This is a genomic window from Halomonas sp. EF61 (assembly GCF_040147045.1).
GTDB classification, from domain to species: domain Bacteria; phylum Pseudomonadota; class Gammaproteobacteria; order Pseudomonadales; family Halomonadaceae; genus Halomonas; species Halomonas litopenaei.
The window spans coordinates 936,172-956,074 of the sequence record NZ_JAMSHM010000003.1 but is presented as its reverse complement, the minus strand read 5'-3'; the positions used below and the strand labels follow the sequence as shown (position 1 = coordinate 956,074).

Sequence of the window (19,903 nt, the reverse complement as noted above, 5' to 3'; positions counted from 1 at the left end):
TCGACAAGGACTGACGTGAAGCACCAAAGGGGTAGCGAAGAGGCATGGGAAAGTTAGGCCATTGGATTAGAGGTAGGTCATTGTCCTCTAGTACAGTATTGACCTATACCCCATGCATGTAATGTGCGCATAAGCACAGTTTTGTTGCTGCCGGACTAGGTTTGTCATCCCTTTGTTCACAAGGCCTAGGTCTGTCATCCAAAAAAAGAGAGACGCCCCCCTATGATCATCGCCATCGTCGTACAAGTTACCGGCCAAGCCTGGGCCAGAGATGCGGAAGGCAATCTGAGGCCCCTGGCCGAGGGCGACCGCCTGACTGAGGGCGAGGTGGTGATCACCGAAACCGGCGCTCGAGTGAACCTCGTGCAACCCGATGGCACCCGCCTGGCGCAGCTCGGCGGCGAGGTCGAGGTGGCGATTAGCGAGGCGATCAACGAGCAAGGGTCGGCCGATGACGAGGTGATAGAAGACGCCGAGGTCGCCAGGGTCCTGGCGCTGCTCGAAGAGGGCGAAGGAGATCTGCTCGAGGCGTTGGAAGCTCCTGCCGCTGGCGCTGCGGGGGGCGCCGGCGCCGAGGGCGGGCACGATTTCGTGCGTCTTTTGCGTATCGTCGAGGAAGTGTCGCCGCTGTCGTTCGAGTACGGCTATCAGCGCGAGGCCTACGACGTTCAGGAGCAGGATGGCGGGACCGCGGCCGATGAGGACGAGTCCGTCACCCTGACGGGGCTCGATGGGCCTGCGGGAGCAGCAGGCAGCGCCGATATCGGCTTTTCCTCTGCCGAACAGACCGTCAGTGAGGCAGGACTTCCTGGCGGTAGTGCATCAGGCACCGCCGCGACATCAGCGAGTGGCAGTTTTGGTGTATCCGCTCCCGATGGCCTGTCGTTCATTACCGTTGGCGGCAGTGGTCCGATCAGCTTGGATCGACTCAATGGCCTGTCCGGCAATCCGCTGACCATCGAGACGCCCCTGGGCAGCCTGACGCTGACAAGCTATAGCGGCGATGACACCGGTGGTAGCGTTGCCTACACCTACGATCTGACCGACAACGTCGACAACGATAGCGTCGATGGTGCAACCGACGATGGCGTGGTCGACAGCATCGAGATTAGTGCTGTCGACAGCGATGGCAGTACCACCAGTGGCACTCTGGATATCGCGATTCTCGACGATGCGCCCGAGGCGGTGGATGATGCCACCACGACCGGCGAGGACACGGCGGTCACCTACAACGTGCTGGTCAATACCGACGGCACCAGCGATGTCCAGGGTGCGGACGGTGCCAGTGTCACCGACGCCACCCTGCGTGATCCGAGCCAGGGCAGTGTGAGCTTCGACAGCAACACCGGTGAGGTGACCTTTACCCCGTCGGACGGCTTCGAGGGCGACGCGGTCATCGACTACACCATCACCGATGCCGATGGCGACACCAGCGACGCGGTGTTCACCGTCACGGTGGCGGCGGACTCCACGCCCACCGTCAGCGTGCCGGACGAATCCCCCGATGCCGAAGGTGGTCAGTTCAGCGTCAGCGAAGCCGGATTGCCGGGCGGTAGCGCGGCAGGCGACGGCAGCCAGTCCACCGGCGGTAGTCTGCCGATTACCACCGGCGGCGACAGCCTGGCCTCGCTGGTGATCAACGGCCAGAACGTGACGGGCGGCGGCACGGTCGAAGGCGACTACGGCACCCTGAGTGTCAGTGTCTCTGACGGCGAGTACAGCTGGAGCTACACCCTGGATGGCAGCACCCAGGACCACACCAGCCAGGGCACCGGCAGCGACGATCTGGCGGATCAGTTCGCTATCGTCGTCACCGACAGCGATGGCGACGAGGCTTCGACCCGTCTGACCATCGACGTCAACGACGATGTGCCTGTGGCCGTGGACGACGCCGCCAACACCGGCGAAGACACCCCCGTCACCTACAACGTACTGGCGAACGACACCCAGGGCGTGGACGGTGCCAGTGTCAGCGACGCCACCCTGCGTGATCCGAGCCAGGGCAGTGTGTCCTTCGACAGCGACACCGGTGAGGTGACCTTCACCCCGGCGGCAGGCTTCGAGGGCGATGCGGTCATCGACTACACCATCACCGATGCCGATGGTGACACCAGCGACGCGGTATTCACCGTGACGGTGGCGGCGGACTCCACGCCCACCGTCAGCGTGCCGGACGATTCCCCCGAGTCCGAGGGCGGTCAGTTCAGCGTCAGCGAAGCCGGACTGCCTGGCGGTAGCGCGGCGGGCGACGGCAGCCAGAGCACCGGCGGCAGTCTGCCGATCACCACCGGCGGCGACAGCCTGGCCTCGCTGGTGATCAACGGCCAGAACGTGACGGGCGGCGGCACGGTCGAAGGCGACTACGGCACCCTGAGCGTCAGTGTCTCTGACGGGGAGTACAGCTGGAGCTATACCCTGGACGGCAGCACCCAGGATCACACCAGCCAGGGCACCGACAGCGACGATCTGGCGGATCTGTTCGCCATCGTCGTCACCGACAGCGATGGCGACGAGGCTTCGACCAGTCTGACCATCGATGTCAACGACGATGTGCCTGTGGCCGTGGACGACGCCACCAACACTGGCGAAGACACCCCCGTCACCTACAACGTGCTGGCGAACGACACCCAGGGCGTGGACGGTGCCAGTGTCAGCGACGCCACCCTGCGCAATCCGAGCCAGGGCAGCGTATCCTTCGACAGCGGCACCGGTGAGGTGACCTTCACCCCGGCGGCAGGCTTCGAGGGCGATGCGGTCATCGACTACACCATCCGCGACGCCGATGGCGACACCAGCGACGCGGTGTTCACCGTGACGGTGGCGGCGGACTCCACGCCCACCGTCAGTGTGCCGGACGAATTCCCCGAGTCCGAGGGCGGTCAGTTCAGCGTTAGCGAAGCCGGATTGCCGGGCGGTAGCGCGGCAGGCGACGGCAGCCAGTCCACCGGCGGTAGTCTGCCGATCGCCACCGGCGGCGACAGCCTGGCCTCGTTGGTGATCAACGGCCAGAACGTGACGGGCGGCGGCACGGTCGAAGGCGACTACGGCACCCTGAGTGTCAGCGTGTCTGACGGTGAGTACAGCTGGAGCTACACCCTGGATGGCAGCACCCAGGACCACACCAGCCAGGGCTCCGCCAGCGACGATCTGGCGGATCTGTTCGCCATCGTCGTCACCGACAGCGATGGCGACGAGGCTTCGACCAGTCTGACCATCGACGTCAACGACGATGTGCCGAAGGCTCGTGACGACAGCGACACTATTGCCGAGGAGACCGCTTCTGTTTCCGGCAATGTGCTGTCCAACGATACCACCGGCGCCGACACCACCGATGCCGATCCGGCCAGCGTGGCACTGGACACCCCGACGGGCGCCGGCAATTACGGCACGCTGACGCTCAACAGCGACGGCAGCTACACCTACCAGCTCGACAACGACGATCCGCGGGTGCAGGCACTCAGCGGCAAGGAAACCCTGACCGAGACCTTTGCTTACACCCTGACCGACGCTGATGGGGACACCTCACCGGCGACGCTGACCATCACCGTGACCGGCACCGACGACGGTGTCAGCCTCTCGGGCCTGGCGAGCGAAGGCAGTGATGTATCGGTCAGCGAAGCGAATCTTGCTGGTGGCAGCGATGCCGACAGCAGCGCACTGACCCAGCCTGGCAACTTCACGTTCGCCAGCGTTGATGGCGTGGCCAGCGTGCAGGTGGGCACCCAGACGCTGAGCCTGGGTGATCTGCAGGGCCTGACCGCCGATAGCCCGGTGGTGGTCGATACCGAATACGGCAGCCTTAGCCTGACTGGCTTTACACCGTCGGATAGTGCCAACCCGGCCGCCGGCGGCACCGTGAGCTACAGCTACACCCTGGACACCCGCGTCGACAACGACAGCCAGGCTGACGCCACGGATGCCGGCTTCACCGAGACGGTGGCCCTGGTGGTCACCGACGATGACGGCAGTGCGGCCAACGGCAGCCTCAGCATCGCGATCGCTGATGACGGCCCGACCATCGAGTTCGTCGAAGTGCCGGCCAGCGTGGTCGAAGGCCAGAGTGTAGATGGCACCTGGACCACCGACGCCGGTGCTGATGGGGCGACCGTCAGCGTAACGGTGGCGGGTGAGACCAAGCCGCTGGGCGACGCCAGTGATGCAACGGTCAGCTTCACCACCGACGAAGGCACCCTGACCGTCGGTCGCGACGGCTCTTGGACCTTCGAGGCCAACGACAACCAGGTACAGAACAGCACCGGCAATCCGTCGATCGACTTCACTATCGCCACCGAAGACAGCGATGGCGACACCGCCACCGATAGCCACACCGTCACCATTACCGACGGTAGCGGTCCGAGCGTTTCGGTCACCGACAGCGATCCGGCCTCGACCCAGGCCAGCCTTGCGCTGGATGATGCCGAGACCGAAGGTGCTGCGTCCGACAGCGATGTAGCCAGCCTGACCTTTACCGCCGGTAGCGACGCCATCACCTCGATCGGTTTTGGTGACACCGCCGACATCAGTGTCGACGGCCTGAATGGCGAGCTGATCTGGAGCACCAACGACGCCGGCGAGCTGGAAGGCCGCACCGAGGCCGGCGGTGACGCCGTCCTGACCCTGACGCTGAGTCCGGCGGTTGACGCGAATAACCCGATTGCCGCTGGTGACAGCCAGGTGGTCACCGTCACTGCGACCCTGGCCGAGAGTCTGGCCCACGCGGTCGACGTCGATAGCCTGTCGATCACCGGTATCAGTGTGGTCGGCACCGACACCGACGGTACCAGCACGACGGCAACCGTGGGTGTGAGCGTGGCTGACGATCAGCCGACCCTCGAGATCGCCGATACCGCCGAGACCGTGGTCGAGGGCCAGAGTACCAACGGCACCTGGACCACCGACGCCGGTGCCGATGGCGCCACCGTCAGCGTAACGGTGGCGGGCGAGACCAAGCCGCTGGGCGAAGCCAGTGATGCAACGGTCAGCTTTACCACCGACGAAGGCACTCTGACCGTCGGTCGTGACGGTACCTGGACCTTTGAGGCCAACGACAACCAGGTACAGAACAGCGCTGGCACTCCGTCGATCGGCTTCACCATCGCCACCGAAGACAGCGATGGCGACACCGCCACCGACAGCCACACCGTCACCATCACCGACGGCACCGGCCCGAGTGTTTCGGTCACCGGCAGCGATCCGGCCTCGACCCAGGCCAGCCTGGCACTGGATGACGCCGAGACCGAAGGCGCGGCGTCGGACACCGATGTAGCCAGCCTGACCTTTACCGCCGGCAGCGACGCCATCACCTCGATCGGTTTTGGTGACTCCGCCGTCATCAGTGTCACCGGCCTGGATGGCGAACTGATCTGGAGCGTCAACAACGCCGGTGAGCTGGAAGGCCGTACTGAGACAGACGGCGACGCCGTCCTGACTCTGACCCTGAGCTCTTCTGGACCTGTGGCCGCGGGCGAGGAGCAGGTCGTCACCGTGACCGCGACCCTGGCCGAGAGCCTGGCCCACGCGGTCGACGCCGATAGCCTGTCGATCACCGGCATCAGCGTGGTCGGCACCGACACCGACGGCACCAGCACCGAGGCGAGCGTTTCGGTCAGCGTGGCCGACGATCAGCCGACCCTCGAGATCGCGGATACCGCCGAGACCGTGGTCGAAGGCCAGAGTGCCAACGGCACCTGGACCACCGACGCCGGTGCCGATGGCGCCACGGTGGCCGTGACCGCCGGCGGCGTCGACAAGGTGCTGGGCGACGGTGCTACCGATACCGTGACCTTCGATCTTGATGAAGGCACCCTGACCGTCGGTCGCGACGGCAGCTGGACCTTTGAGGCCAACGCCAACCAGGTACAGAACAGCGCTGGCAATCCGTCGATCGGCTTCACCATTGCCACCGTCGACAGCGATGGCGATACCGCCACCGACAGTCACACTGTCACCATTACCGACGGCAGCGGCCCGAGTGTTTCGGTCACCGGCAGCGATCCGGCCTCGACCCAGGCCAGCCTGGCACTGGATGACGCCGAGACCGAAGGGGCTGCGTCGGATACCGACGTGGCGAGCCTGACCTTTACCGCCGGCAGCGACGCCATCACCTCGATCGTCTTTGGCGACATCGATGGTATTCAGGTCGACGGCCTAAATGGCGAGCTGAGCTGGAGCACCAACAACGCCGGCGAGCTGGAAGGCCGCACCGAGGCCGACGGCGACGCCGTCCTGACCCTGACCCTGAGTTCTTCTGGTCCTGTGGCCGCGGGCGAAAGTCAGGTCGTCACCGTGACCGCGACCCTGGCCGAGAGCCTGGCCCACGCGGTCGACGCCGATAGCCTGTCGATCACGGGCATCAGTGTGGTCGGCACCGACACCGACGGCACCAGCACCGAGGCAAGTGTCTCGGTCAGCGTGGCCGATGATCAGCCAACCCTCGAGATCGCCGATACCGCCGAGACCGTGGTCGAGGGCGAGAGCGCCAACGGTACCTGGAGCACCGACGCCGGTGCCGATGGCGCCACCGTCAGCGTAACGGTGGCGGGCGAGACCAAGCCGCTGGGCGAAGCCAGTGATGCAACGGTCAGCTTTACCACCAACGAAGGCACCCTGACCGTCGGTCGCGACGGCACCTGGACCTTTGACGCCAACGCCAACCAGGTACAGAACAGCGCTGGCAATCCGTCGATCGGCTTCACCATTGCCACCGTCGACAGCGATGGCGATACCGCCACCGACAGTCACAGCGTCACCATTACCGACGGCAGCGGCCCGAGTGTTTCGGTCACCGGCAGCGATCCGGCCTCGACCCAGGCCAGCCTGGCACTGGATGACGCCGAGACCGAAGGGGCTGCGTCGGATACCGACGTGGCGAGCCTGACCTTTACCGCCGGCAGCGACGCCATCACCTCGATCGTCTTTGGCGACATCGATGGTATTCAGGTCGACGGCCTAAATGGCGAGCTGAGCTGGAGCACCAACAACGCCGGCGAGCTGGAAGGCCGCACCGAGGCCGACGGCGACGCCGTCCTGACCCTGACCCTGAGTTCTTCTGGTCCTGTGGCCGCGGGCGAAAGTCAGGTCGTCACCGTGACCGCGACCCTGGCCGAGAGCCTGGCCCACGCGGTCGACGCCGATAGCCTGTCGATCACGGGCATCAGTGTGGTCGGCACCGACACCGACGGCACCAGCACCGAGGCAAGTGTCTCGGTCAGCGTGGCCGATGATCAGCCAACCCTCGAGATCGCCGATACCGCCGAGACCGTGGTCGAGGGCGAGAGCGCCAATGGCACCTGGAGCACCGACGCCGGTGCCGATGGCGCCACCGTCAGCGTAAGGGTGGCGGGCGAGACCAAGCCGCTGGGCGAAGCCAGTGATGCAACGGTCAGCTTCACCACCGACGAAGGCACTCTGACCGTCGGTCGTGACGGTACCTGGATCTTTGAGGCCAACGCCAACCAGGTACAGAACAGCGCTGGCAATCCGTCGATCGGCTTCACCATTGCCACCGTCGACAGCGACGGCGACACCGCCACCGACAGCCACACCGTCACCATCACCGACGGCAGCGGCCCGAGCGTTTCGGTCACCGACAGCGATCCGGCCAGCAGCAATGCGTCCGTTTCCCTGCAGGATGCCGACACCGAAGGCACCGCCTCGGACACCGACGTGGCGAGCCTGACCTTTACCGCCGGCAGCGACGCCATCACCTCGATCGCCTTTGGCGACATCGATGGTATTCAGGTCGAGGGCCTGGATGGCGAGCTGATCTGGAGCACCAACAACGCCGGTGAGCTGGAAGGGCGCACAGAGGCCGACGGCGACGCCGTCCTGACCCTGACGCTGAGTCCGGCGGTTGACGCGAACAACCCGATCGCTGCCGGTACTCAGCAGGTCGTCACCGTGACCGCGACCCTGGCCGAGAGCCTGGCCCACGCGGTCGACGCCGATAGCCTGTCGATCACCGGCATCAGTGTGGTCGGCACCGACACCGACGGCACCAGCACCGAAGCGGGTGTCTCGGTCAACGTGGCCGACGATCAGCCGACCCTCGAGATCGCGGATACCGCTGAGACCGTGGTCGAAGGCGAGAGTGCCAACGGCACCTGGACCACCGACGCCGGTGCCGATGGCGCCACGGTGACCGTGACCGCCGGTGGCGTCGACAAGGTGTTGGGCGACGGTGCTACCGATACCGTGACCTTCGATCTTGATGAAGGCACCCTGACCGTCGGTCGTGACGGCAGCTGGACCTTTGAAGCCAACGCCAACCAGGTGCAGGACAGCACCGGCACTCCGTCGATCGGCTTCACCATCGCCACCGAAGACAGCGATGGCGACACCGCCACCGATAGCCATACCGTCACCATTACGGACGGTAGCGGCCCGAGCGTTTCGGTCACCGACAGCGATCCGGCATCGACCCAGGCCAGCCTGGCACTGGATGACGCCGAGACCGAAGGCACCGCCTCGGATACCGACGTGGCCAGTCTGACCTTTACCGCCGGCAGCGACGCCATCACCTCGATCGATTTTGGTGACACCGCCGACATCAGCGTCACTGGCCTGAATGGCGACCTGATCTGGAGTGTCAACGACGCCGGTGCACTGGAAGGGCGCACAGAGGCAGACGGCGACGCCGTCCTGACCCTGACCCTGAGCCCGGCGGTTGACGCGAACAACCCGATCGCCGCAGGCGACAGCCAGGTGGTCACCGTGACGGCGACCCTGGCCGAGAGTCTGGCCCACGCGGTCGACGCCGATAGCCTGTCGATCACCGGCATCAGCGTGGTCGGCACCGACACCGACGGCACCAGCACCGAGGCAAGCGTCTCGGTCAGCGTGGCTGACGATCAGCCGACCCTCGAGATCGCCGATACCGCCGAGACCGTGGTCGAGGGCGAGAGCGCCAATGGCACCTGGAGCACCGACGCCGGAGCTGATGGGGCGACCGTCAGTGTGACGGTGGCAGGTGAGACCAAGCCGCTGGGGGATGCCAGTGATGCAACGGTTAGCTTCACCACCGACGAAGGCACCCTGACCGTCGGTCGTGACGGTACCTGGACCTTTGACGCCAACGACAACCAGGTACAGAACAGCGCTGGCAATCCGTCGATCGGCTTCACCATCGCCACCGAAGACAGCGATGGCGACACCGCCACCGATAGCCACACCGTCACCATCACCGACGGTAGCGGCCCGAGTGTTTCGGTCACTGACAGCGATCCGGCCAGCAGCAACGCGTCCGTTTCCCTGCAGGATGCCGACACCGAAGGCGCGGCGACCGACAGCGACGTGGCCAGCCTGACCTTTACCGCCGGTAGCGACGCCATCACCTCGATCGTCTTTGGTGACATCGATGGTATTCAGGTCGACGGCCTAAATGGCGAGCTGATCTGGAGCGTCAACGATGCCGGTGCACTGGAAGGCCGCACCGAGGCCGGCGGTGACGCTGTCCTGACCTTGACCCTGAGCTCTTCTGGTCCTGTGGCCGCGGGCGAGGAGCAGGTTGTCACCGTGACCGCGACCTTGGCCGAGAGTCTGGCCCACGCGGTCGACGCCGATAGCCTGTCGATCACCGGCATCAGCGTGGTCGGCACCGACACTGACGGCACCAGTACCGAGGCGGGTGTCTCGGTCAGCGTGGCCGACGATCAGCCGACCCTCGAGATCGAGGATACCGCCGAGACCGTGGTCGAAGGCGAGAGTGCCAATGGCACCTGGACCACCGACGCCGGTGCCGATGGGGCGACCGTCAGTGTGACGGTGGCAGGCGAGACCAAGCCGCTGGGTGATGCCAGTGATGCAACGGTCAGCTTCACCACCGACGAAGGTACCCTGACCGTCGGTCGTAACGGCAGCTGGACCTTCGAGGCCAACGACAACCAGGTGCAGGACAGCACCGGCACTCCGTCGATCGGCTTCACCATTGCCACCGTCGACAGCGATGGCGACACCGCCACCGACAGCCACACCGTCACCATTACCGACGGTAGCGGCCCGAGCGTTTCGGTCACCGGCAGCGATCCGGCCTCGACCCAGGCCAGCCTGGCACTGGATGATGCCGAGACCGAAGGCGCGGCCTCGGATACCGACGTGGCGAGCCTGACCTTTACCGCTGGCAGCGACGCCATCACCTCGATCGTCTTTGGTGACATCGATGGTATTCAGGTCGACGGCCTGAATGGCGAGCTGATCTGGAGCACCAACAACGCCGGTGAGCTGGAAGGGCGCACCGAGGCCGACGGCGACGCCGTCCTGACCCTGACCCTGAGTTCTTCTGGTCCTGTGGCCGCGGGCGAAAGTCAGGTGGTCACCGTGACCGCGACCCTGGCCGAGAGCCTGGCCCACGCGGTCGACGCCGATAGCCTGTCGATCACCGGCATCAGTGTGGTCGGCACCGACACCGACGGTACCAGCACGACGGCAACCGTGGGTGTGAGCGTGGCTGACGATCAGCCGACCCTCGAGATCGCCGATACCGCCGAGACCGTGGTCGAAGGTCAGAGTGCCAACGGCACCTGGATCACCGACGCTGGTGCCGATGGCGCCACGGTGACCGTGACCGCCGGCGGCGTCGACAAGGTGCTGGGCGATGGCGATACCGATTTCGTCAGCTTCGATCTCGCCGAAGGCACCCTGACCGTCGGTCGCGACGGCAGCTGGACCTTTGATGCCAACGCCAACCAGGTACAGAACAGCACCGGCAATCCGTCGATCGATTTCACCATTGCCACCGTTGACAGCGATGGCGACACCGCCACCGACAGTCACAGCGTCACCATTACGGACGGTAGCGGCCCGAGCGTTTCGGTCACCGGCAGCGATCCGGCCAGCAGCAATACGTCCGTTTCCCTGCAGGATGCCGACACCGAAGGCACCGCCTCGGACACCGACGTGGCAAGCCTGACCTTTACCGCCGGCAGCGACGCCATCACCTCGATCGCCTTTGGTGACACCGCCGACATCAGCGTCACCGGCCTGGATGGCGAACTGATCTGGAGCACCAACGACGCCGGTGAGCTGGAAGGCCGTACCGAGGCCGGCGGTGACGCTGTCCTGACCCTGGCCCTGAGCCCGGCGGTTGACGCGAACAACCCGATCGCTGCCGGTGCTCAGCAGGTCGTCACCGTGACCGCGACCCTGGCCGAGAGCCTGGCCCACGCGGTCGACGCCGATAGCCTGTCGATCACCGGCATCAGTGTGGTCGGCACCGACACCGACGGCACCAGCACCGAGGCAAGTGTCTCGGTCAGCGTGGCCGATGATCAGCCGAGCCTCGAGATCGCCGATACCGCCGAGACCGTGGTCGAAGGTCAGAGTGCCAACGGCACCTGGACCACCGACGCCGGCGCCGATGGTGCCACGGTGACCGTGACCGCCGGCGGCGTCGACAAGGTGCTGGGCGACGGTGCTACCGATACCGTGACCTTCGATCTTGATGAAGGCACCCTGACCGTCGGTCGCGACGGCTCTTGGACCTTCGAGGCCAAGGACAACCTCGACCAGGGCAACAGCCCGTCGATCGACTTCACCATCGCTACCGTCGACAGCGATGGCGACACCGCCACCGACAGCCACATCGTCACCATTACCGACGGTAGCGGCCCGAGCGTTTCGGTCACCGGCAGCGATCCGGCCTCGACCCAGGCCAGCCTCGCGCTGGATGACGCCGAGACCGAAGGGGCTGCGTCGGATACCGACGTGGCGAGCCTGACCTTTACCGCCGGCAGCGACACCATCACCTCGATCGTCTTTGGTGACATCGACGGTATTCAGGTCGACGGCCTGAATGGCGAGCTGATCTGGAGCACCAACAACGCCGGTGAGCTGGAAGGCCGAACCGAGGCCGGCGGTGACGCCGTCCTGACCCTGACGCTGAGTCCGGCGGTTGACGCGAACAACCCGATCGCCGCAGGCGAGGAGCAGGTCGTCACCGTGACGGCGACCCTGGCCGAGAGCCTGGCCCACGCGGTCGACGCCGATAGCCTGTCGATCACCGGCATCAGCGTGGTCGGCACCGACACCGAACCGCACCGCACGACGGTACCAGCACAACGGCGACACGTGGGTCACACGTGTGGAGCGTGGGGGCGTTGGCGAGATTGGATCAGCCGACCCTCGAGATGAGGATACCGCCGAGACCGTGGTCGAAGGCGAGAGTGCCAAACTGTGGTTCGGTTGTCCGAAGGCCTGACCTGGACAACCAGGTGGCGCTGCACGGTACGCCACGATGGCGACCACCGTCCCACGACGAGCGCGGCCGCGATGGCGCCGACGCTCGCACGACGCCCATTGTGGTTGTGCGATGCCCCCTCCGTTAACCGCGCCGGTGGCGTCGACAAGGTGCTGGGCGACGGTGCTACCGATACCGTGACCTTCGATCTTGACGAAGGCACTCTGACTTTGAGCACGCAACACCTGACCGTCACTTGCAGACAGCCCGCGATTCGCCGCGACCGGGCACCCCGACACCTGTTCGACCTTTACGGGACGCCATCACACCGCGACAACCGAAGCGTGCAGCAAACACGGGCACCGGTAGTCCGTCCGATCATGACTCGATTCACCGCATCGCCACCGCACCGATGGCGATAGCAGCGACGGCGATACCGGTCTCCACCGACGCATGCCACGCGCATACCGTGGTACGGGCACCAGCCGACGACGGTAGCGGGCCGAGCGTTTCGGTCACCGGCAGCGATCCGGCCAGCAGCAATGCGTCCGTTTCCTTGCAGGATGCCGACACCGAAGGCGCCGCCTCGGATACCGATGTAGCTAGCCTGACCTTTACCGCCGGCAGCGACGCCATCACCTCGATCGTCTTTGGTGACATCGATGGTATTCAGGTCGACGGCCTGGATGGCGAGCTGAGCTGGAGCACCAACGACGCCGGTGAGCTGGAAGGCCGCACCGAGGCCGGCGGCGACGCCGTCCTGACCCTGACGCTGAGTCCGGCGGTTGACGCGAACAACCCGATCGCTGCCGGTACTCAGCAGGTCGTCACCGTGACCGCGACCCTGGCCGAGAGCCTGGCCCACGCGGTCGACGCCGATAGCCTGTCGATCACCGGCATCAGCGTGGTCGGCACCGACACCGATGGCACCAGCACCGAGGCGGGTGTCTCGGTCAACGTGGCCGACGATCAGCCGACCCTCGAGATCGCCGATACCGCCGAGACCGTGGTCGAAGGTCAGAGTGCCAATGGCACCTGGACCACCGACGCCGGCGCCGATGGCGCCACCGTCAGTGTAACGGTGGCAGGCGAGACCAAGCCGCTGGGTGATGCCAGTGATGCAACGGTTAGCTTCACCACCGACGAAGGCACCCTGACCGTCGGTCGTGACGGTACCTGGACCTTTGAGGCCAACGCCAACCAGGTACAGAACAGCGCTGGCAATCCGTCGATCGGCTTCACCATTGCCACCGTCGACAGCGACGGCGACACCGCCACCGACAGCCACACCGTCACCATCACCGACGGCAGCGGCCCGAGCGTTTCGGTCACCGACAGCGATCCGGCCAGCAGCAATGCGTCCGTTTCCCTGCAGGATGCCGACACCGAAGGCACCGCCTCGGACACCGACGTGGCGAGCCTGACCTTTACCGCCGGCAGCGACGCCATCACCTCGATCGCCTTTGGTGACACCGCCGACATCAGCGTCACCGGCCTGGATGGCGAGCTGATCTGGAGCACCAACAACGCCGGTGAGCTGGAAGGGCGCACAGAGGCCGACGGCGACGCCGTCCTGACTCTGACCCTGAGTCCGGCGGTTGACGCGAACAACCCGATCGCTGCCGGTACTCAGCAGGTCGTCACCGTGACGGTGACCCTGGCCGAGAGTCTGGCCCACGCGGTCGACGCCGATAGCCTGACCATTAGTGGCATCAGCGTGGTCGGCACCGACACCGACGGCACCAGCACCGAGGCAAGTGTCTCGGTCAGCGTGGCTGACGATCAGCCGACCCTCGAGATTGCCGATACCGCCGAGACCGTGGTCGAAGGCCAGAGCGCCAACGGCACCTGGACCACCGACGCCGGTGCTGATGGTGCCACGGTGACCGTGACCGCCGGCGGCGTCGACAAGGTGCTGGGCGACGGTGCTACCGATACCGTGACCTTCAATCTTGATGAAGGCACTCTGACCGTCACTGGCGACGGCAACTGGACCTTCGAGGCCAAGGACAACCTCGACCAGGCCAACAGCCCGTCGATCGACTTCACCATCACCACCGAAGACAGCGATGGCGATACCGCCACCGATAGCCATACCGTCACCATCACCGACGGCACTGGCCCGAGTGTCAGCATCAAGGAAGGCGACGATGATGCTACTACCGAGGCGCTGGATCTGACGCTGCAGGACGCCGACACCGGAGACTCTGCGGATCAGGACAGTGGCGTACTGACGTTTAGCGCGGGTAGCGACAGCCTGGTGAACTTCGGCTTTGGCAATATCGGTGCCGATGACAGCGTCACCGGCATCAGCGTCCAGGGTCTGGCGGCTGGTGAGTCCTTGGTCTGGAGCGCAAACGACGAGGGTGAACTAGAGGCTCGACTCGCCGGCAGCGGCGACCTGGTGCTGACCCTGAGCCTGCAGGCGCCGGCCTCGGTGGCGGCTCAGAACAGTGGCGATGTCAGTGTCACGGCCACGCTGAGTGACAGTCTGCCCCATGAGGTGGCAGCGACGCTGAAGAACTCACTGTCTATCGAGGGCGTGAGTGTGGTGGCGAGCCAGGCTGATGGGGATAGTACGACGGCGACCGTCAAGGTTTCGGTGGTCGATGACGCGCCGGAGGCGGTGAATGATCAGCTCGATGGCGTGCAGTCTTCGCAGGTGATCAGCAAGGGTGCCGATGTTGGTCTGCTGGCCAATGACACCCAGGGCGCCGACGGCGCCACCGTGACCTTCGTCGATGAGTCTTCCCTGCAGGGTTCCCTGACGTGGAACGCCGATGGCAGCTTTGACTATACGGCCAAGGACAACGCCAGCTACACCGAGGTGGTCAACTACACCATTACCGACGCCGACGGTGATACCAGTCAGGCCACCCTGACCATCAATGTCGAAAACGGTACGCCGACGACCCAGCCGACCAACGTGCAGGTCAACGAGGCCGGGCTTGACGAGGGTTCCCAGTCGGCGACCAATTCAGAGCAAGTGAAAGGGCAATTGGTGGCGACCGATGCCCAAGGCGACGACTTGACCTTCAAGGCGGAGACCATCACGGGCAACTATGGCGAGATCGACATCCGCGCCGATGGTTCCTTCACCTACACCCTGACCAAACCGGTCACCTCGTCGGATAACCCCGTCGATGACGCCGAGAGCTTTGTCTATACGGTGACCGACAGCCACGGCAATTCTGCCACCGGCACCATTACCGTCGATGTCATCGATGACGTGCCTCAGGCCGTCAATGACACCCCCGCTGCGCTGCAGTCCGGTACCTCGTTGACCACCACAGCGGGCAATGGAATGCTGGCCAATGACGTCCAGGGTGCGGACGGGGCCACGGTCATCTCCGTCGATACCAGCGGGATGCGTGGTCAGCTCAGCTGGAACGCCGACGGCAGTTACACCTACACCGCCGACGCCAATGGCAGTTATGAAGAGGTGGTGCGCTACACCATCAGGGACGCCGACGGTGATACCAGCCAGGCCAACATCAAGTTTGTGGTGAATGACGGCTCGCCTACGGCCAATGCCACCGCGGCTACCGTCAGCGAGGCCGGGCTTGTCACGGGCAGCGATGCCGCCAGCAATAGCGAAGTGGCGGAAGGCCGGCTTCAGGCAAGCGATGCCCAGGGCGACGCACTGACGTTCACCGCCACGACCCTGCGCGGCAGCTACGGCACTCTGGTCATCGAGGAGAATGGGTCCTACACCTATACCCTCGATACCGCCGTGACCGGCGCCGAGGCGGATAACGGTCCGAACACCCTGAATGGCCAGGACGTGTTCAGCTATACCGTGACCGATGCCCACGGCAATAGCTCGACTGCCAGCATCAGCATCAATATTGTCGATGACGTGCCAACGGCGGTCGATGATGCGGTGAGCACCGCCGAGGACACTGAGGTCACCGTCGACGTACTGGCCAACGACGAGGGCGGAGCCGATGGCGCCACTCTGGTGTCGGCGAGCATGGCGTCGGACTACGAGAGTGCTGGCAGGGTGACCATCGATAGCGACAGCGGTGAGGTGACCTTCACTCCGGCGGCGGGCTTCGAGGGCGCCGCGGTCATCGACTACACCATCGTCGATGCCGACGGTGACACCAGCAACGCCACCTTGACGGTCAATGTGGCGGCTGACTCCACGCCGGAGGCCGCCAATGGTGTCGCTCGCGTGGACGAAGATGGCCTGTCGGGTGGCAATGCCGGTGGCCCGGGTGATGCGGCTGGTGAGGCGACCGTCGTCACCGGGACACTTGGCTATTCCTTTGGCAACGATGGGGCGGCGAGCTCAAACGCCTTCAGCTGGAGTCTTGATGGTCTGCCCACGGTAACGGCCAGTGGCCAGGCGGTGTCCTACACGTTGAGCGACGACGGCCGCACGGTCACGGGGCGTGACGCCTCCAACGCACTGGTGTTGACCGTTGCCCTGACCGGGGTGGCGAACGGCGCCTACAAGGTGACACTGCACCAGCCGCTGGACCATGGTGAGCAGGGTACGGAGGACTCTCTGGCGTTCAATGTCGGCTACACCATCGTCGATTCCGATGGCAGCCCGGCCAGTGGCCAGTTGCAGGTGCTGGTGAATGACGACAGCCCGGAGGCCTTCACGGCCGATGCTATCGATCTTGCCGGCGGCCAGACTGGGCAGTTGAACTTTGCGGCTGTCTCCGGGGCCGATGGCGTCAAGGATGTGACCTTTGCCGACCTGCAGGGGCAGGCTGCGACGGATAGCGATGGCAATACGCTGTATTTCAATGGCGAGCCGCTGAGCTACCAGTTGTCTGGCGATGGCCACCAACTTGAGGCGGTGACCGCAGATGGCACCGTCGGCTTCAGCGTAACGCTGGACCCGGCAGGCGACAGCTACAGCATCGAGGTTGCCGCTGGCGAGGTCAGCACTACTCGAGTCGAGCGCGCCGATATTTCGGATCTGAGTCTCGATGGTGTCGTGCAGTACCACGGTATTAACTACCAGGACGATGAGGGTGACAACGACGTTCTCTACTCGACGCCCAATGGCGTTGGCATGGTGCCGCTGGACGGCACACTCGGCGTCTTCGGTGGTGCAAGTCCCGGTATCGAGCTTAACGAGGTCATCCGCATCAGCTTCCTCGACAGCCTGACCTTTTCCGGTACCGGAGAGCCAAGCTGGCAGGGGCATGAAGGGGTGTCCGAGGTAACCCAGACCATCCATGTGGAGGGTGTTGATGCCTCTGCCGTAGTGACGGTAGCTGCTTTCAACTACGCAAGTGATGTTCCGGGTTCTGGATCTCCCAGCCAGACGGTAGACAACGATATTCGTCTGACGGCCGATGATGTCCGCATTCTCGATCAGACCGGCACCGATGTTACCAACGCGGTATCCATCAGCGTCGACGGGGCAGGCCGCCTGATCCTGGATGGCATGAAGGATGGATGGTCGTTTGAACTCAGTCCGGATGGCGGGTTTGAGGGTATCGAGGTGGTGGGCGGTAGCAATACGCCCTTTACCCTGGGTGATATGGACTATCGTCTCGGTGACAGCAGCTCGGGCTTCGATGTTGAGCTTGCCTTGACCGGCACCGATGGTGATGGCGACAGCGTCGCGGGCTCCCTCGTTGTCTCGGGAGCGCCTCCGTCGCAGCTCTTTGTCGGTACCAACGACGGTGATACTCATACCGGGTCTTCCGGTGACGATGTGATCGTTGGTGACAAGGGCGGTATCTACACGGAGATAGAGCCGGCGACCAACTATAACGTCGCGATCATGCTGGATGTCTCCGGAAGCATGAAGTCAGGCAAGGTGGAGGACGGAAGCACGCGCATTTCGGTGGCCAAGGAGGCCATCGAAAGACTGATCAATCAGTTGGCCGAGTACGAAGGGGTTGTCAATATTGCGATCATTCCCTTTGCGTTTGATGCCGACCTGGAAGATGTCAACGATCTCGGACTGAACCCCAATGAGGTTCAGCAACTGATCGACTACGTCAATGATCTTAACGCCACTGGTGCCACCAACTACGAGGTGGCATTCGACGCAACACGTAGCTGGTTCCTCAATCAGGACAATGACTATGAGAATGTCAGCTACTTCGTGACCGATGGCAATCCTACCGTCTATGGGACAAGTACCAGTTCGGGAGGGACCACTAACCAAATAGACGTGACCCGTGCTCTGGAGGCCTACGAAGGTCTGTCCGATATCAGCCAGGTCAAGGCGATCGGCATTGGCAAGGGCATCAATGAAGAGTTGTTGAGGCTGTTTGACAACACCAATGTGGTTGAGCAAAGCGACATCCCGGTGGTGTCCGGAGAGGTGGCACTCCAGTATCGCCTGGCGGACTTCGATAGCCCCGATGGCAAGGCGTCTCATCTTCTCGATGACGTCGAAGATTCCTGGACGTACTCCGGGGTCGCGACTGGTAATCTCAGCGAGGCGACTTCCGGCAGGGTGGACTATCTTCGTCTGGAAACGGGGAGCGTACCTGGCGAAGCAGTGGCAACGAGCGATAGTTTTGTCCTCGATGGATTCAGCAACTACGCCCAGATTCAGTTTGTCTATGCCAACTCCACCTACCGTGCCGGTGAGAGTGCGCGCTTTACGCTGCAGCGTCTTGACGACTCCGGCGACTGGGTCGATGTTGAGACAGAAGCGCTTGCCTCAAGCACGTCTAATTGGGCGCTGGAAGGAACTTCCTTGCTCAAGGAGGCCGGAACTTACCGCCTCGAGTTTGGCGTGACCAATGCTGATGTCTTCAATACAGCACTCGCTATTTCCGACATTTACGTCAACCTGGGAACCAGTGAGGCCAAGAAGGGCGAAGTCAATATCGTCAATTCGGCAGATGAGCTGAACGCGGTGCTGGATGGTAGTGATACCTTTACCGGCCTCCAGACGCTTGGAAGCGACACCATTGACGGGACTTCGCGTGATGACCTGATATTCGGGGATACCGTCAATAGCGACCATTTGAGCTGGGTCAATGGCGATACCGGTGAGCGCTTCGACGCCGGTGAGCATGACGGTCTTGGCTACCAGGGCCTCTACGAGTTCCTGACATGGGGGACTTCGGATGTGCGCCTGCAGGATGACGGCAGCCTGGCTGAAACCGGTGAGCCGCCTATTGCCGGAAAGCCTTCGGGTGAGGCGCCTGGCAAGGATGAGGTGCTGAACTATATTCGTGATCATTATCGCGAACTCCTGGATACCGAGCGCAAGGATGGCGGCGCCGACACCCTCAAGGGCGGTGACGGTGACGACACCCTGATCGGCGGCGGTGGTAGCGACACGCTATATGGTGAGCAAGGCGATGACCTGCTGCTCGGCGGTGCCGGCGATGACACCCTGGTCGGAGGACTCGGTGCGGATACCTTCGCCTGGGTGCTGGGTGATGAGGGTTCGGCGGGTAATGCTGCCGATGATGTCATCACTGACTTCCACGTGGCGCCGACCGGTGTCGACGCCAGCCAGGACCCAGAGGCCGATGTGCTGGATCTCAGCGAGTTGCTGCAAGGCTACGACAAGGACGACGACCAGCAGTCGCTGAATGACTATATCCACGCGGAGCAGGAAGGAGATGATATTGTGCTGTACGTCAAGAGCGACGGAAATCTGGCGGACGACAATGGCAACGCTGATCAGGTCATTACCCTGGAAGGCGTGGCCAACGCGGCCCCAAGCCCCGATGATTTCCTGACGCAGTTGCTCAACCAGGGCCAGCTGGATGTGTAGGCAGGCGCTCGGTC

At 64.0% G+C, this 19,903-nt stretch carries 2 protein-coding genes; both read left to right on the top strand.

Annotated elements, in window-relative coordinates:
- Positions 1-222: 222 nt before the first annotated feature.
- Positions 223-12,126: a cadherin-like domain-containing protein gene (locus NFI08_RS18825; protein WP_349591224.1), complete on the top strand. Its 11,904-nt coding sequence runs from the start codon at positions 223-225 to the stop codon at positions 12,124-12,126.
- 515 nt (positions 12,127-12,641) lie between these two features.
- Positions 12,642-19,889 carry a cadherin-like domain-containing protein gene (locus tag NFI08_RS18820; protein WP_349591223.1) on the top strand — a complete coding sequence of 2,416 codons (7,248 nt, stop codon included), beginning with the start codon at positions 12,642-12,644 and terminating at the stop codon, positions 19,887-19,889.
- The last annotated feature ends 14 nt before the right edge of the window (positions 19,890-19,903 follow it).